Origin of the sequence: Sphingomonas phoenicis (assembly GCF_047238005.1) — a bacterium.
GTDB lineage: Bacteria > Pseudomonadota > Alphaproteobacteria > Sphingomonadales > Sphingomonadaceae > Sphingomonas.
Genome location: NZ_JBDFMC010000002.1, coordinates 143190 through 159863 on the forward strand (window position 1 = coordinate 143190; position 16674 = coordinate 159863).

Annotated in this window: 10 protein-coding genes and 1 pseudogene; 7 read left to right on the forward strand and 4 right to left on the reverse strand. The window is 63.3% G+C overall.

The features are described 5' to 3' along the window. The first annotated feature begins 213 nt into the window (after positions 1-213). Positions 214-1593 carry a YeiH family protein gene (locus ABC319_RS01395; protein WP_413068512.1) on the forward strand — a complete coding sequence of 460 codons (1380 nt, stop codon included), beginning with the start codon at positions 214-216 and terminating at the stop codon, positions 1591-1593. Between the two features lie 303 nt (positions 1594-1896). Here the strand turns inward: ABC319_RS01395 and ABC319_RS01400 are convergent, their stop codons facing one another. Beyond that, positions 1897-2304 carry a hypothetical protein gene (locus tag ABC319_RS01400; protein ID WP_413068513.1) on the reverse strand — a complete coding sequence of 136 codons (408 nt, stop codon included), beginning with the start codon at positions 2302-2304 and terminating at the stop codon, positions 1897-1899. A 300-nt stretch (positions 2305-2604) separates the two neighbouring features. Between ABC319_RS01400 and ABC319_RS01405 the strand changes: the two are divergent. Then, positions 2605-3769, forward strand: a pseudogene (locus ABC319_RS01405) (IS3 family transposase). 118 nt (positions 3770-3887) lie between these two features. Here ABC319_RS01405 and ABC319_RS01410 read toward each other — a convergent pair. The 3 genes from ABC319_RS01410 to ABC319_RS01420 form a co-directional block, all read right to left on the reverse strand. Beyond that, positions 3888-4907 carry a LacI family DNA-binding transcriptional regulator gene (locus tag ABC319_RS01410; protein ID WP_413068514.1) on the reverse strand — a complete coding sequence of 340 codons (1020 nt, stop codon included), beginning with the start codon at positions 4905-4907 and terminating at the stop codon, positions 3888-3890. 19 nt (positions 4908-4926) lie between these two features. Further along, positions 4927-6492, reverse strand: a complete 1566-nt coding sequence (locus ABC319_RS01415) for a tryptophan halogenase family protein (RefSeq protein WP_413068515.1) — start codon at positions 6490-6492, stop codon at positions 4927-4929. Positions 6493-6603: 111 nt separating this feature from the next. Beyond that, positions 6604-9750 carry a TonB-dependent receptor gene (locus ABC319_RS01420; RefSeq protein WP_413068516.1) on the reverse strand — a complete coding sequence of 1049 codons (3147 nt, stop codon included), beginning with the start codon at positions 9748-9750 and terminating at the stop codon, positions 6604-6606. A 472-nt stretch (positions 9751-10222) separates the two neighbouring features. Between ABC319_RS01420 and ABC319_RS01425 the strand changes: the two genes are divergently transcribed. Genes ABC319_RS01425 through ABC319_RS01445 form a run of 5 tightly spaced genes read left to right on the forward strand, consistent with a single transcriptional unit; the run spans position 10223 to position 16674 of the window. Next, complete coding sequence (locus ABC319_RS01425) at positions 10223-11590, forward strand: sugar porter family MFS transporter (protein WP_413068517.1); 1368 nt, start codon at positions 10223-10225, stop codon at positions 11588-11590. Then, on the forward strand, positions 11587-13923 hold the full coding sequence (locus ABC319_RS01430) for a hypothetical protein (protein WP_413068518.1): 2337 nt from the start codon (positions 11587-11589) through the stop codon (positions 13921-13923). The genes ABC319_RS01425 and ABC319_RS01430 overlap by 4 nt, the downstream gene beginning before the upstream one ends. 41 nt (positions 13924-13964) lie before the next feature. Next, positions 13965-14714, forward strand: a complete 750-nt coding sequence (locus ABC319_RS01435; protein ID WP_413068519.1) for an SDR family NAD(P)-dependent oxidoreductase — start codon at positions 13965-13967, stop codon at positions 14712-14714. Then, entirely contained in the window at positions 14711-15904 is a 1194-nt protein-coding gene (locus tag ABC319_RS01440; RefSeq protein ID WP_413068520.1) for an aldose 1-epimerase family protein, read from the forward strand. Before ABC319_RS01435 ends, ABC319_RS01440 begins: the two co-directional genes overlap by 4 nt. After that, complete coding sequence (locus tag ABC319_RS01445) at positions 15901-16674, forward strand: enoyl-CoA hydratase/isomerase family protein (RefSeq protein WP_413068521.1); 774 nt, start codon at positions 15901-15903, stop codon at positions 16672-16674. Before ABC319_RS01440 ends, ABC319_RS01445 begins: the two co-directional genes overlap by 4 nt.

Below are 16674 nucleotides of genomic sequence, written 5' to 3' on the forward strand. Positions count from 1 at the left end.
ACCTGGTCCGCTGTAGCCCGCTCGACGATAGCTGCGACCTCGTCAGCGGCGCAATGAGCGTCTGGGACGATGAAGGCTCTAAAATGACCGTTGCTGTGCAGGTGAAGGACCCCGTCGGCTACGCGGGATGGACATGCTAGACACCGTTAGCCTTGTCTTCGAGTAAGGGCTTCATAGCGCATACGCTGAGGTCCGCTATTTCGGAGGGACACCATGACCGACACTGCCGCCGAAACTCACCCCACACCATGGGCCGAGCTGTGGCGGAAGGAAGACTGGTGGGCGATCTGGATCGGCGTTGCAGTGGTAGCAATGGCAATCGCGCTGTTCTCCGGTGGGGCAAGTCTGCGCTGGCTGGCGGTCACACCACCGAAATGGGCAAGCTTCGTACAAATTCGCTCCGATATGGCGACCAGTTGGCATCGTTATCTGGCGCAGTTTGGATTTTGGCTGCTAGCGTTCTCTATTCCTCTTAAGGCGCTGGGCTTTAAGTTACAAAACTTCGTTCTTGCCTTTGCGCTGCTCTATGCAACTGCATGGGCCGTTTTCGTTGCCGGGCAATGGGAGCAGGCCACGGCTTATAATCTCGAGCCCCCGCTGCTTGCTCTCTTCATCGGCTTGGTTGCAGCCAATCTGCTGCGATTACCACGTTGGCTCGATGCAGGTTTCCGGGGCGAGCTCTACGTCAAGACAGGCATCGTGCTGCTAGGTGCCACCGTGCCGCTGTCGCTCATCGCTCTGGCTGGGCCGATCGCCGTCGTTCAGGCGTCAATCGTCTCGGTAGTTACTTTCAGTGTTATCTTCGTTGTTGCGAGGCGGCTCGGTCTTGAGCGTCCCTTTGCCGCAACGCTGGGGGTTGGCGGTGCAGTCTGCGGGGTCTCCGCGGCCATTGCGATAGCAGCCGCTGTGGGAGCGAAAAAGGAAGAAACAGCTGTCACCATCTCGACAGTGGTGCTCTGGGCCATCGTGATGATCTTCGTATTGCCCTTCGTGTCGCGCGCACTGGGCCTGCCGACTGGGGTTGCGGGAGCCTGGATCGGAACCTCGGAATTCGCCGATGCAGCCGGTATTGCCGCGGCCCAGGCATATGGCGGCTTTGCGGGCAAATTCCCTGGCATCGCCGGCACGGCGGATCAGGCGGTTCAGGCTTTCACGTTGGTGAAGGTAGTCGGCCGTGACGTGTGGATTGGGATTTGGGCTGTCGCGCTCGCTATCGTGTCGACGACACGCTGGGAGAGGCAGTCAGTTGGCAGCGCACCGGATGCACGGGAGATCTGGCGGCGCTTCCCCAAGTTCGTGCTGGGTTTCTTCGTCACCTCCGCACTCGTCACCGCAGCGACCGCAAGCTACTCGCTTGCACAGTATAATTCGGTGGCATCGCCTGGGTTCATCGCACCGGTGAAGGATCTGCGCACCTGGTGCTTTATCTTTTGCTTCCTTTCGATCGGACTTACCACACGCTTCCGCGACCTGGCGGCAGCAGGGCGCAAACCGCTGATCGCCTTTACGGCGGGAGTGGCAGTAAACGTTCTGCTCGGATACGTCTTATCCGTTCACGTCTTTGGATGGCACTGGGCGACGCTTGGCCAGTGACGCTCTTGTCCAAATGGTCAGCCGTTCGTGCAGCCTTCGCAACCGGTAAAGGCGGCTGTGGACCATGTCGACATTATTGCCGAGACCCTGCGCAGATAGAGGCGGCGCTGCCCGGTCTTGCAGTTCTTGCGTCGGCGCATTCGTCGACTTGGGGAAGCAGCGGACTGTGCCTTTATCACCGACGCCTGACTAATGGGGTACGTCGGTGTTCGGCCTTTGCCGTTTCTACGGGAGACAGCCCAGCGCGTATGTTGAAGTAGTAGCTTGGAATAAGGGGCGTTGTCCGTGTTGTAAGACCGATAGCTATCGCAATTGCGGTAACAATCTCGCCACTTGCTCTGTCCAAAGCGGCTCGACCGTCCCGCGCAGCGTCAGCATGCCAACATCCACTTCGGGGCGGACCTTGCCGGCGAGGATCGCCTCGGTGACGGCAGGTGCGAGGAAGGCAAGCCGCAGGACCCGGGTGAGGTAAGCCGGCTGAATGCCCTCGCGTGCTGCCAGCGTCGAGATGTCGAGCTCACCCTCGCGTAGCGTCGCCCACCAGCCACGTGCCTTGAGGAGCAGGCGAGTGAGGGCAGCACTGGCGCTCGGCGTCACGCCTGCGCCACTTGCCTGCACCAGCCGCATGACCCGTCCCGAGCGGGTCAGCCTTACCTCTGCGGTGAGCGTGATGGTCACAGCACTGAAGGAACTTGGCTGGCGTACTGCCATCGTCTGGGAATGCAGCTTGCGGCGCAGGGCCGCTGCTCAAGTGGCAGAGCAGCTGGCGGCTTGGCTTCGTTCGGACGAGCAGCATCTAGAAGTCGGGGAAATGTCCGACGGAGTCGCAGGCGATCAGTAACATACTGGTCGCCAGCGCGGCTGGTATCTCGGCGGGGCGCTGTCAGACTTAACGCACCGGCTCTGTTCACGCGATTGCTAACTCGATATGTAGCGCCTGCGGCGTACTGAGCTGCGCCCTTCTGAGTGTTCCATCAACTATGAGAGTCTGGATCAAGGAAGGGACGACAAATGCCTGCCAAGAAGCACAAGCCCGAGGAGATCATCGGGAAGCTGCGTGAGGTTGAGATCATGCTGGGCCAGGGCGGGACGACCGCGGAGGCATGCCGCCGGATCGCGGTCAGACTTACTACCGCTGGCGCAAGGAATATGGTGGCCTGAAGACGGATCAGGCTCGGCGAATGAAGGACCTGGAGAAGGAGAACCTGCGGCTGCGCCGTGCGATCTCGGACCTGACGCTCGACAAGCTAATTCTGCAGGAGGCCGCGCGGGGAAACTTCTGAGCCCCGCACGGCGCCGGCGCTGCATCGATCAGGTGAAGGAGACGCTGGATGTGTCCGAGCGACGGGTGTGCCGCGTGCTTGGCCAGCATCGGTCGACGCAGCGCAAGGTGCCGTGCGGGGCAGGCGACGAACAGACCCTGACCGAGGACATCATCGAGTTGGCCAGGCAGTACGGGCGCTACGGCTATCGTCGGGTGACCGCGCTGCTGCATGCCGCGGGGTGGTCGGTGAACCACAAGCGTGTCGAGCGCATCTGGCGTCGTGAGGGGCTGAAGGTACCGCAGAAGCAGCCGAAACGCGGCCGGCTATGGCTGAACGATGGCTCGTGCGTCCGGCTGCGGCCCGAATATCCGGGACATGTCTGGGCATACGACTTCGTCGAAGGGCGGACGCATGATGGCCGTAAGTTCCGCATCCTCACCATCATCGACGAGGCGAGCCGCGAGTGCTTGGCGCTGATCGTTGCGCGCCAGCTCAAGCATGAGGACGTATTGGCAGCACTTGCCGATCTGTTCATTGCTCGAGGCCCGCCGGCGCACATCAGATCGGATAATGGCAGCGAGTTTATCGCCATCGCGGTCCAGAAATGGCTCGGGCAGGTCGGCGTGAAGACGCTCTACATTACGCCGGGCTCGCCATGGGAGAACGGCTACAACGAGAGTTTCAACGGGTCGCTGCGCGACGAGCTGCTCAACGGCGAGATCTTCTACAGCCTCGCCGAGGCAAGATTGCTGATCGAAGCATGGCGACGGCACTAGAACACCGTCCGGCCGCACAGCAGCCTGGGCTACAGGCCGCCGGCGCCGGAAGCGGCGACACCGCCATTACCGGTCTCCGGTTCCGCTTCGCTCCACCTCCGACCGGCAATGGCGGCGGAGACGACAATGCACTAACTATATACCCGGACCACCCGGTGGGGGCTGCTCACCTCGTTCTCCAGCGAAGGCGGGAGCCCAGTCTGGATCCCCGCTTTCGCGGGGAAACAAAAGTGTGTGTTTGCCTGGTTGAAAATCAGAACCAGTCGACCGGGATGTTCTCGCGCATGATGACCCGTGCGTCCTGCGGCGTGCAGATCCCCAGCATTCGGTGGCGCGCTGCGGTCGCAAGACGCGTCACCGCGCGATCCGCCAGCGCGGGCAGATTCTCGTCGACCACCGCATCGATCACGCCCGACAGCAGGTACGGCTTGGTCTCCGCCGACAGCTCGTGCGCGACGAAGGTCGGTTGCGCGCCCGTGGTGCAATCCTCGATCGCCCGCGCGATGCCCTCCGACCCGGCACCGATGTTATATACCGCACGCAGATCCGGGTTCGACGCCAGCATCTCGGTCATCACGCGGTAGCCGGTTTCGGGATCTTCCCCCGTTTCTAACGTCGGCAGGACGTGGAGATGCGGATATTCGGTGCGCAGGATGTGACGGAAGCCCATCTCGCGCTCCTCGTGCCCGCGATAGCCCTGCGAGCCGGTGAAGATCGCGACTTGGCCGCCGCCCGTCGCCAGCCGGCCAATCAGATAGCCGACCAAGCGCCCTGCGAGCCGGTTGTCGACGCCGATATAGCCCTGGTGCGGCAGGCTGGAGATGTCCGACAGCATCGTCACGACCGGCACGCCGTGCTCGATCGCCGATTTCAGTGCGTCGCGGATCAGGATGTGATCGAGCGTGACGATGCCGATCCCGCTCGTCTCGGTACGGATCTTCGCCAGCAGCCGCGCGACCTGTTCGGGCTTGTCATAGTCGATATGGTGGATGCGGACGCTGGCCGCGTCGGTCTCGTTCGGCGACGCGGCCTCGGCGCTCGCCTTGCGCAGCAGCACCGCCATCTGTTCCATGAACACCGCGGGCCGGGTGGGTAGCAGGAAGTCGAGCCCGGCCATCTGCGCCGCGACATGCGTGTAGCCCATCACCGCCGCGGTCTCCAGCACGCGCCGCCGCGTCGCCTCGCGCACGCCCTGCCGGCCGTTCAGCACACGGTCGACGGTCGCGGTCGAGACCTTCGCCGATTTCGCGACATCCTTGATCGTGAGTATCATCAGCCCGTTCCAGATCCGTTCAGCGCGCAACCGCGGCTGTCGTGGTACCGCTCCCGACGGGAGACAAGTTCGCGCGGAGAAAGTCCAGATGCGGGACGGCGCGCGTCACCTCGCGTTCGATTTCGCCGCGGATCCTGGCCAGCGCCGCGGCGATCTCGGCGGCCGGGAAATAGTCCGCCATCGGATCCCAGCGATCGGGCAGGATGCCGAGGCCCGCATAGATTGCGAGCCAGCTCGGATCCTGGAAACTCTCCCATTCGTAGCGGATCAGTGCCCCGCGGGCGCGGAACAGGCGGATCTTGTGTGCGAGTGCATCGGGCAGCGTGAGTGCGCGCATCGCGTCCCAGAACGGTTCGCCGTGGCGCGCATTGCCCCAATAATGCAGCAGCAGGAAATCGCGCACACGCTGATATTCCAGCGTCGTGATCCGGTTGAACTCGTCGGCAAGCGCCGGATCGCAGTCGCGCTCGGGGAACAACTGCAACAGGCGCTCGATGCTCGAATGGATCAGCGTGATGCTGGTCGATTCGAGCGGCTCCATGAACCCAGCGGCCAGCCCCAGCGCGACGCAATTGCCGCGCCAAAACCTTTCCCGGTGGCCGGTCGCGAAGCGGAGCAGATTGGGGTCGGCGAGCGGTTCGCCTTCCAAAGTGCCGGTGAGCGTCGCGACGGCCTCGTCATCGGAGAGATGGCGGCTGGAATAGACATAGCCGTTGCCGACGCGGTGCTGGAGCGGGATACGCCATTGCCAGCCTGCGGCGCGTGCCGTCGCGCGCGTGTACGGATCGGCCGGGCCGCCATGCGCGCACGGGATCGCGACCGCGCGGTCGCAGGGCAGCAGATGCGTCCAGTTGACGAACGGCGTGCCGAGCGCCTGGCCGAGCAGCAGCGAGCGGAACCCGGTGCAGTCGACGAACAGGTCGCCCTCGATCTCGCCCGCCTCCTCGGTGTCGATCGCGACGATATGCCCGGTCTCGCCGTCGCGCCGGATATCGCGGACGCGGGCGTCGACATGCCGCACGCCGCGCTCGATCGAGACCTCGGCGAGGAAGTTGGCGAACAGCCCTGCGTCGAAATGCACCGCCCAATCGAAGACCTGCCAGTCGGCCTTCGCCGCGGATGGCGGCGGCATGAACCGTCCGCCGTCGGCAAGACGGCTGCACAACGAATAGCGGTCGAACGGCGTCGGATCGCCCCCGGCGCGCTGTTTCAGCCAGTAGTGATGGAAGGCGACGCCGTTGGAGGGCATGCCGTGCAGCCCGAACGGGTGGAAGAAGCGACTGTCGTCGCCGGACCATCCGTCGAACCGGATGCCGAGCTTGATCGTACCCTGGCTCGCGCGCAGCACGTCGGCCTCGCCGATCCCGGCAGCGGCGAAATAGTCCCGGATAGCAGGCGTAGTTGCCTCGCCGACGCCGACCGTGCGGATCGCCGAACTCTCGACGACAGTGATCCGGACGCCCCGGTCTTCAAGCCGTGCCGCGAGCAGCGTCGCCGCCATCCAGCCCGCGGTACCGCCGCCGACGATCACGATCGAACGAATCGCGCGGTCCGAATCCGGGATGCCGATCGGCCGGTCAGTCATCGCGCACTCTCTCCCGCAGTCGTCGTATCGATATCATAGCCCTCGAAAAAGAGAGGCTCACCGATCCAATTTCCGGATCGGTGAGCCAAGGGGCTTCGGGGATGAAGGTCGTCAGAACTTCACGCGCGCGCCGGCGGTGAAGCGGCGTTCGAAGATGTTGTTGTAGGCCCGCTCGTCCTTCCACGTGAGGTAATAGCGCTCATATTCTCCGGTCAGGTTCGATCCCTGGCCATAGATCGTGAAGTTCGGCGTGATGTCGTAGCTTACCGAGGCGTCGACATAGCTGGTCGGCGCCTGATAGACCTCGAGTCCGGTCAGGCCGCCAAAATCCGACTGGACCGCACGCTTCGAACGGTAGTTCCATGCGACGCGGGCCTGGAACTTCGCGTCCTGGTAATAAAGCGCGGCATTGTACTGGTATTTCGAATTGTCTTGGAACGGGATGGCCTTGCCGGCGAGGTCGGTCTGGCCCGAATCCGACGGCGAGAATGTAGCGTTCGCGTCGATGCCGAAATTCGACAAGAACCCGTTCGACAGGAAGCCGATGTCGCCGAACGACAGCTTGGCGCCGGCCTCGACCCCCTTCAACGCGCCGCCCTCGCCCTGGATCGGCGTCGAAACCGACACAGTGCGGCCGCGGACCACGCCATCATTATCAGGCAGGTCGGTACGCTGCACGTTGCCCGCCTGGATAAAGCTGTCGACCGCGATGTAGAAGGCGCCGACGCTTACTAGCGAACCGCGTCCGAGGTACCATTCGAGCGATCCCTCGACATTGGTCGCGCGCCAGGGATCGAGTTCGGGATTGCCCGCCTGGCTACCGCCCGTGACGCGGAAGATTGGCGTCGCACCCGAAGTGTCGATTGCATAGTTCGGCGTCAGCCCACCGCCCCATTGGTTGAGATCGAGCAGCGTCATCGTCTTGGCGAAGGCGAAGCGGAGCTTCAAATTGCTGGCGAAGTCAAACGCAAGGTTGAACGCCGGCAGAATGTCGGTGAAGCCGCGCCTGGTCTGCACTGTGCCGTTAGGAAGGTTGGGCAGACCGTAGGACTGCGGGCTGCCGGTCACGCCCTGAACAATGTTGAGCCGGGTATCGATCACCTTGACCCCAGCATTGCCGGTCACCGGTATCCCGAATACCTCGCCCTTCACGTTCATCTCGGCATAGCCCGAGATCTGCTTTACGCCGACGGTGTAGCTAGAACCGGGGACGGCCACCTCGATATTGCCGGGATACAGACTGTTCTGGAACGCGACTACGTCGTCCATTGCCTTGGGATCTAGCACGTACATAGATGGCACGCCGGCGACTTGCGGATCAAACAGTTTGACCGCGCCGTTGAACGAGGAATCGTTGGCTTTTCGCGTGTGCCCGGCGGTGAAGAAACCGCCCGCGTTGCCTGCACTGCACGTGGAGGTGTTATTGAGCGGAACGTCAAAGGCCTTCCACTTTACCAGGCAACCAGCGGCATTCGACGCGCCCTGGCCAGCATAAAGTGGTGCAGCGCGATCGAACTGGGAATTGCTTGCCGATCGATCGCTATATCGTCCACCGAACGCGAAATTGAGCGCGTCGGAGGCGGTGTACGAGGTATCAAGCCTAACGATCTTCTGGTCAGAACCGCGGCGATAGTTGTTTTCCGACGCGACTGTCTTAAGCGCATAATTTTGAATATCGCCGAGTTCGGCTACCAGTTGCTGCGGAAGCGTGAAGACTGGCTTGTTACCGGAAAAGTTGACCGACGCGGGCAGCGAACTGAGCCCGGCGATCGTACTGACGGTGTAGCCGTTCGGATTGAAGGCGATATCGCCGTCCGGATAATGGCCGATGCCGTTATTCCACTGCCGGCCGTTGTTCAGGCTGAACTGGAGATAGCTCTGGTCATACGCCTGACTGGCCTTGCCGTAGACGCCGCGCAGCGTCGCCTTGAACGGACCGCCCTTATCCCATTTCAGCTCGGCATTGTAGTTCTGCGACTGCGAATCGTAGTGATCGAGCTGCGAGTAGGAGTCGAAGCCTCCCAGGTCATAATCATAGCGTTGAATGGTATTGAGGTCGAACAATGCGAAATCATTTGCGCCAGACCCGGTTCGGCGCCGCACCTGAACCCCCGTATTGCGCGATACGCCCGGCTGGAACTCGCCCGCCTGCCAGTTGATCGCACTCATCTGGAAACCGGCGGTGCGGCCATATTCCTGCTGCTTCGTATAGAACGCGTCACCGGTCAGCGTCAGCGCGTCGCTGATCTCGAATTGGAGCGATCCGTTGAGGCCGAGGCGCTTGCGCTGGTTGGTCTTCTCGAAGCCGTTGAAGCCTTCGGAGACGATGAACACGTCCTTCGCATCGCCGTCGCCGTTGATGTCGACGCCGCCGGTGACCGGCGTGCCACGCGGGCGGTTGGCAGGCGAGAAGCCGCCCGAACTCTTGGCGTCGTATGTGCCCTCGTCGTGATAGGTCGCGCCGTAATCGCGCAGGATTCCGTTGCTGGCATTGTAGAGCCGCACGTTCGAATAGGCGGCCGAAACGAGGATGCCGAACTGGTCGCCATGATACGACAGCAGACCGTTGAAATTGGGATCGAACTTGTTCTTGCTCTTGTCGCCGTAAGCACCTTCGGCGGCAGCGGCAAAGGTCAGACCGCGCTTCAAATCCATGGGGCGGCGAGTGCGCAGATTGACGGTCCCGGTGATGCCCGCGTTGAGCTGGTCCGCTGTGGTCGCCTTGATGACGTCGGCGCCGGCGAACAGCTGCGACGGGATGTCGTTAAAATTCGGCTGGATGTTGGTGATCGAATTGGCGCCGAGGAACGCCTCGCCGTTCATCAGCGTCGTCACCTGCGGCAGGCCGCGGATGTTGACGTTGGCGCCCTCGCCCGCGCTTCGGCGAATCTGCACGCCGGGAATACGCTGGAGGGAGTCCGAGATGGTGACGTCGGGCAGCTTGCCGATATCTTCCGCGGAGATCGAGTCGGTAACCGACGCGGCCTCACGCTTGATATTGACTGCGCGGCGCTGCGACGCACGGATGCCAGTGACGACGATGTCTGAACTCTCGGCATCCGCTTGTCCCGCAGCGGACTGTGCCTCCTCGACGAAAGCCGAATTGGCGGGCGATGAATCGGTGGGTGTCGGGGTGAGCTGCGTCTGGACCGCCGGGTCCTGACTTTGCGGCATCGACGCCTGGGCCTGCGCCATGAGCGGACAAACCGCTAGGAGCGATGCTGCCCCGAGCAGACGTGCGCGGACGGAATTTGTCATGTGATCCTCCCTACAATCTTGGCCTATCGATATTCCCCAACGGCATGAGCGGTCGGAAACTGGCTCTTTTCCATGCCGAAAAACATCAACTGACGCATCTTCGTCAACAATCATCTTCGCCGTATATTCCATCATCATGCATCAGATGCGACAAGCACCATGCATGAGCTGTAAAGGTCGGAGATTGCAAAAATGGATATTTTGGGGTCGGTAATCGGCCAGTTTAAGCTCAGCCTGTCAAAGGTTTGCCGGCTATCTGGCTAACGAAGCGATGATAGTCAAATGATGTTATCTGGTGTTTAATACATCATAGTACATCATATTTGATGATTGACTTGGAGGGTCCATTTGCTGGTAAAGCAGCAGTAACGGGCAAAATTGACCATGCGCTAATCGATAAGCGCGGGCGTGGAGAGGTGGGTGCTACATCGTGCATGCGTTGGGAGATCGCAGAATAGCTGCCACCGATCCGGTGGGGGTTGGGTCCAGCATGGGCCGACTCCTTACGATAGCGGGATCGGCCGCCTTTGGCGGATTGATGTTCGGTTTCGACGTTGCCATCATCACCGGCGCCGGACCATTTATCGAGCGGGATTTCCATCTTAATCCGCTCGCGCTCGGCTGGGCATTCAGCGCGTTGCTGTTCGGCTGCGTGGTCGGGGCCGCAGCGGCAGGGCCGCTCGTCGAGCGGGTCGGGAGGCGGCCGACGCTGATCGCGGTCGCGCTGATTTTCGCGCTGACGACGCTGGCGACCGGTGCGGCGAGTGCCTTTGCGGTGTTCGTAATCGCTCGGTTCCTTGGCGGGCTCGCGGTCGGCGCGGTGTCGCTGGCGGCGCCGATGTACATCTCGGAAATCGCGCCGCCACGCTATCGCGGACGTCTCGGCGCGCTGTACCAGATGGCGCTCGTGACCGGCATCCTGGTGTCGTATCTAATCAACTTCGGGCTCAAGGACGCCGGCGCTGATGCATGGCGCTACATGTTCTACACCGGCGTTCTGCCGGCCGGCGTTTTCCTGCTGCTGATGCTCGTCGCACCTGAAAGTCCACGTTACCTCGTCAAAAAGGGGCGCGACGGCGATGCGCTAGCGGTATTGGCCTCAGTATCCGGGCCAGCGCAGGCGGAAACCGATCTGCGCGCAATCGCGAATTCGACGTCCGGAACGCACAGAGCCGCGGTCCGCTGGACCGCGCGCAGCGTCATGCGGCCGCTCTGGGTGAGCTTCTGCCTCGCGATTCTGATTCACCTTAGCGGCGTCAACACGGTGATAGATTACGCGCCGCGGATCTTCGCTTCGGCGGGGCTCGACCTGCACCAGGCGCTGCTGCTGACGATCGTGCTGGGCGTCGCGAACTTCACCTTCACCGCGATCTCGTTCTGGACGATCGACCGGTTCGGGCGGCGCTCGCTGTACCTGATCGGCTCGGTCGGCATGGGACTGTCGCTCACCGCTCTGGCCGGCGCGGCGATGGCGGATGCGTTCAGCGGGCCGGTCGTGCTGGCGCTGATCATCCTCTACCTGCTGTTCTTCGCATCGTGCATCGGCCCAGTGTTCTGGACGCTGCTGCCCGAGATATTCCCCAATGCGGTGCGGGGCGCGGCGATGACCGTACCCGTGCTGACGCAGTGGGTGGCGAACGCGGTGGTTGTGCTGTTCTTCCCCGCGGTATTCGACGTGATGGGGCAGGCAACAACCTTCGGCTTCCTAGCGGTCGCGTGCTTCGGGCAGGGGCTCTTCACCTTCTTCTTCCTCCCCGAGACTCGCAACGTCGCGCTGGAGGACATGGAAGACCTTTGGGGCCGTCGCCCCGGATCGATCGACAAGGGAGTTGCCCTGTGAGCAACCAAGATATGCACGTCACGCGCCGGTCGGCTTTGATCGGAGCCGCAGCGGGTGCCAGTGTGGTGGCCGCGAGCGGCGTGACGGCCGCGGTGAAGGCGGTTGCCTCGCCGTTCGGCGAGTGGGCGACGGACGATGTCGGTCTGCCGACCTATCGTTTCACCGCCGCGGTGCCGGTCGCGACGAAGACGCCTGCGGGCAAACCCTATCCGCTCGAGGCCGATCCGTTCTTCCTGATCGGTAACGACGGGCTTTCGCTGTTCACCTATGCGAGCGGCCATTTCCTGTTGATGTCGGGCGAGCGCGGCTGGGTGCGGCTCAATTCTCCCGCCGGCGACACGGAGTCGAACGGCGCCACGTTGACCGTGACACGCGGCGGTGCGCGCAAGACCTACAAGCTGCTCGGCGACGACGGCCTGTGCGCCACGGCCGCGGCGACGCGCGAGTTCGGGTGTGGCTCGGCGCGCTATCGGATGACGCCGGAGACAAAAGTCACCGTCGAACGGACGCTGAGCGTCGCACCGTCGAGCGCCACGGACCACGGGGCCCCTGCGTTCGTCGTCACGATCCGTATCACCAACGCCGACACGACGCCGATCGAGATCGACTATGTCGAGACGGTGCTGAGCCACCCGACGCTGACGCTCAATCGCGCGCCGGTCGGCGGCACGGTGCCGGTGCGGTTCGTCAATACCGCCACCGCGTTACCGGGCGGAATCGTCTGCGATCCGAAGGCGACTAGCGACGATCCACTCGTAATGACCGCCCCAGACGCGCCGAACCGCTACAATCTCTACCCACCGTCGCTAGCGCTGCTCGCCTCGCCGCGCTCGCAGGTGCCGCTGCAATTCGAGCAGCGCGAAGTTGCGGACGGGGGCATCGAACTCGCCGCCCGCGCCCGCGTGTCGCTCGCGCCGGGTGCGTCGAAGGACATCGTCTTCATCACCGCGCTGAAGCCGCACGGCGAGACGCTCGACGCGGCGAAGCGGTTCGCCGATGCGCTCCCCGCCTCGCGAACGGGCGCCTATTTCCGGACCGACTGGGCGCGTGCGCTGGCGACCTTCGCCAAGGTGCCCGATCCGAAACTGCGCGCCGAACTCGCTTGGGACGGCCACGCGCTGCTCGCGATGGCGACGTATTCGGGGTATCACGGCAAGACGTTCATCCCGCAAGGGATGACCTATGACTACCACATGGACCTGACCGCAGCACCGCGCGATCACCTCCAGCATTCGATGGCGGCGGCCTATTATGCGCCGCATCTCGCCAAGTCGACGTTGCTCTACACGCTCTGCAAGATGACCTATCAAGGCGAAATCAAATACACCGATTTCGGCAATGGCGAGACGTCGAACAGCGCGTGGAACACGTCGGACCAGCAGCTGTATCTGTTCCAGGCGATGGGCGAATATCTGCGCATCACGCGCGACTGGAGCATCCTCGCCGACAAGACCGCGTATCTGCCCAAGGAGGCGAAGTTCGGCGGCACCACGCTGGAGAAGCTCGAACGCGCGTTCATCTATCTGCGCGACGAGGTGTCGACCGGGGCGCACGGCCTGATCCGGCTGATGAACTCCGACTGGAGCGACATGGTCTATGTCGACACGTCGGTGCTGAAATATTTCCATACCGCAGAATCGCAGATGAACACCGGGATGGCGATGGCCGTCATCCCCAATCTGATCGAGCAACTCACCGCCTATTCCAAGACTGCGGGCGCACCGGTAGAAGTCGCGCGGCTGATCAAGGCCATGCAGCTCTATGTCGACCGGATCGCCGCGGCGATGACCCGCGACATGGAAGGGCGCGTCTTCGCCAAGCGTATCTATCTCGACGCGAACACCGCGATGGGCGACGACACGATGCACCTGGAGCCGCAATCATTTTTGTTGCAGGCGCCGGGCTTCCCACTGGAGCGCAAGCGGGCGCTGTGGAAGGCGATGCAGGACAAGCTGATCGCGGGAGAAGTGCTCGGGCCCCGGCAGCGCGAGAAGCCGGTGGTCGGCGGCGGCATGGAGCCGGGCACTAGCGAGAATGGCGGCTTCTGGTACGCGCTGTCGGGCCAGACAGTGATCGGCGTCGCGACGTTCGATCGCACCGCCGCGCTGGCGCTGCTCGACCGAATGACGTTCCGCAATTTCGCCAGGCATTACCCAAGCTACTGGGTTGGGCAATGGACCGCGCCGGACACGATCAACGCCGAGTTCTGCGGCGATCTCGCCGGGCTGCCGCGTCCCGATAACGACGGGCTGTGGAGCAAGTTCGCGGGCTACTGCGCGCACGCGCACGCCTGGCCGATCTACGGATATTACCGGATCCGCGATCTTGCCTGACGCAAGCGTGTGCTCCTTATCTGTTTCATGGATGCTGCTGAATGTCTGATCTAAAGGGCAAGAGAATCCTCGTGACGGGGGCGGCCGGCGGGCTCGGCTGCGCGCTGGTCACGACGCTACTGGCGGCTGGGGCCGAGGTCTGCGGCCTCGTCCGCGACGAAACCGATGCCGCGATGTTGCGTGACCTGCACCCGGTCGACGCCGCGCTGCATGCGATCGTCGCCGATCTGTCGCAACCCGACGACGCGCGGACCGCGGTCACTGCCGAGATTGCTGCGCGCGGACCGATCTACGGGCTCGTCAACAACGCCGCGATCTATCCCAAAGCGGAGGCAGCGGATCTCGACTCCGCGGAGATCACCGCAGTGCTCGGCGTCAATGCGGTCGCAGCGGCGGCGATGGTGCGCGCGTGCGCGGCCGGAATGAAGACGCTCGGCGAGGGGCGGATCATTAACATCGCCTCGAACACGTTCGACACGGGCATGACTGAGCTCAGCGCCTATGTCGCTTCGAAGGGGGCGCTGATCGGGCTTGCGCGTGTCTGGGCGCGCGAACTGGGGCAACATGGCATTACCGCCAATGCGGTCTCGCCCGGCGCCTTCTGCACCGATGCCGAGAAGATCCACGCCGATCAGGAGGCCTATAGTGCTTCCGTCATCGCGCTCCAGGCGATCAAGCGTCGGGGATATCCCAGTGAGTTCGCCGATCTCGTCGCGTTCCTGCTGAGCGGCAAGGCGGGCTTCATCACCGGCCAGACGATCCGCATCGACGGCGGGGTGGTGACGCAATGACGACCCTCCACGGCGCGACCCTTACGCGCACAGATATCGAGCGCCGCTGCGGCGCACTTGGCCAGCTGGCGGGCGTGCGGCTGATGACGCTCGGTGACGGGCTGGAGCGCGGCATCCGCATGCTGGAGTTCCGATCGGGTACCGGCTTGCGCTTCACCGTGCTGGTCGACCGCGCGATGGACATCGCCGACTGCGACCACAACGGCCGCGCGATCGGCTGGCATTCGCCGGCCGGCTTCCGTCACCCCGGGCTGCACGAACCCGAGGGTGAGGGCGGGCTCGGCTGGCAGCGGTCCTTTTCCGGCCTGCTGGTCACCTGCGGGCTCGACCACATCCTGTTCATGGACGAACGCGACGCATCGAGCTTCAACTATTCGCCCAAGACCGTCGTCAAGAATTCAGTCCACGGCCGTGTCAGCGCAATCCCCGCAAGGCTGACCGGCTATGGCGAGCGCTGGGAGGGGAACCGCTGCTTCCTGTGGTGCGAAGGGGTCGTCAGCCAGGGGACGGTTTTCGGCGAACACCTGGAGATGCGCCGCCGGATCGAGATCGAGATTGGCACCGACGTCATCCGCCTACACGACGACGTCACCAACCGCGGTTTCTACGAGACGCCGCACATGTTCTGCTACCACATCAACCTATCCTACCCACTGCTCGATGCGGGCGCGGAGTATGTCGCGCCGATCACTGACGTGGTCTGGGCCGCGCACGAAGGCGAGCGATACGAGGCGCAGGGCGTTGGCTACCGCGAGATGGTCGTGCCGCAGGATCGGTTCCATGAACAGGTCTGGCAGCATGGGTTGCAAGGGGAGGATGACGGCCGCGTTTCGGTCGCGTTGCTCAACGACGCGCTCGGGCTCGGCTTCGAACTGAACGTCGACCAAGCGCAGTTCCCGTGCATGTACGAGTGGCAGAATTTTCAGGCCGGCCAATACGCGCTGGGGATGGAACCCTCGACGCATCACGTGCTCGGCGCGAGCGGCGCACGCGCGCGGGGCGAGGAGATCCTCCTCGTCCACGGCGATACCTGCAGCTATCGCTCGGAATTCCGCATCCTAGCCGATGCCAATGCAGTCGCCGACGCTCGCACACGGATCCGTGCCTGCGCGCAGCAGCCGGATGGACCCTATCCCATTCCCTCCCATAATTTCGCGCCGCTGCGGCAGGCGCAGCGAGGCCAGTTATGACCGGTACAGTCGACTTCCGCCGCGATGGCATGGTCGGGCACATCACGCTGAATCGACCCGAGAAGCTTAACGCGGTGTCGCGTGAAATGGCGCGCGTTCTCGAAACCATCGTTGCGGAGTGCAACGAGGATTCGACGATCCGGGCAGTCGTCCTCTCGGGCGCGGGTACGCGCGCGTTTTGCGCCGGTACCGACGTCAGCCAACTCGATCAATTCGGCGACGAGGCTTGGGCCTTTCGTAACCGGGAGGATTATTGCAAATCGGTCCGCCAGATCGTGAAGCCCGTCGTGTGCGCGATCAACGGATATGCGCTCGGCGGCGGCCTCGAGATGGCGCTTTCCTGCGACGTACGGCTGGCGGCCGACACGGCCCGGCTCGGCGCGCCGGAGATCAAGCTGGGCTGGATCGGCGGTGGCGGTATGGCCACCATGCTCTGTCGTTCGGCCGGATCGTCGAACGCGGCGTTGATGCTGATGACCGGCGACCCGATCGACGCCATAACGGCGAAGGACTGGCAACTCGTCAGCGAGGTACTGCCTTCCGCTGCGCTTCTCGATCGCGCGGGCGAGATCGCCACGATCATCGCGTCGCGGGCGCCGATCGCCGCCGAGCATGCGAAGATCAACCTCGCCAACGCGGCGAACATGCCCGCGATCCTGGCGACCCAGTACGAACTTGATCTGCAGGCGATCTGCTTCGCGACACGGGATGCGGCAGAAGGTCGCCGCGCCTTTGCCGAGAAGCGCACACCCCGGTTCGATCGGCGGTGA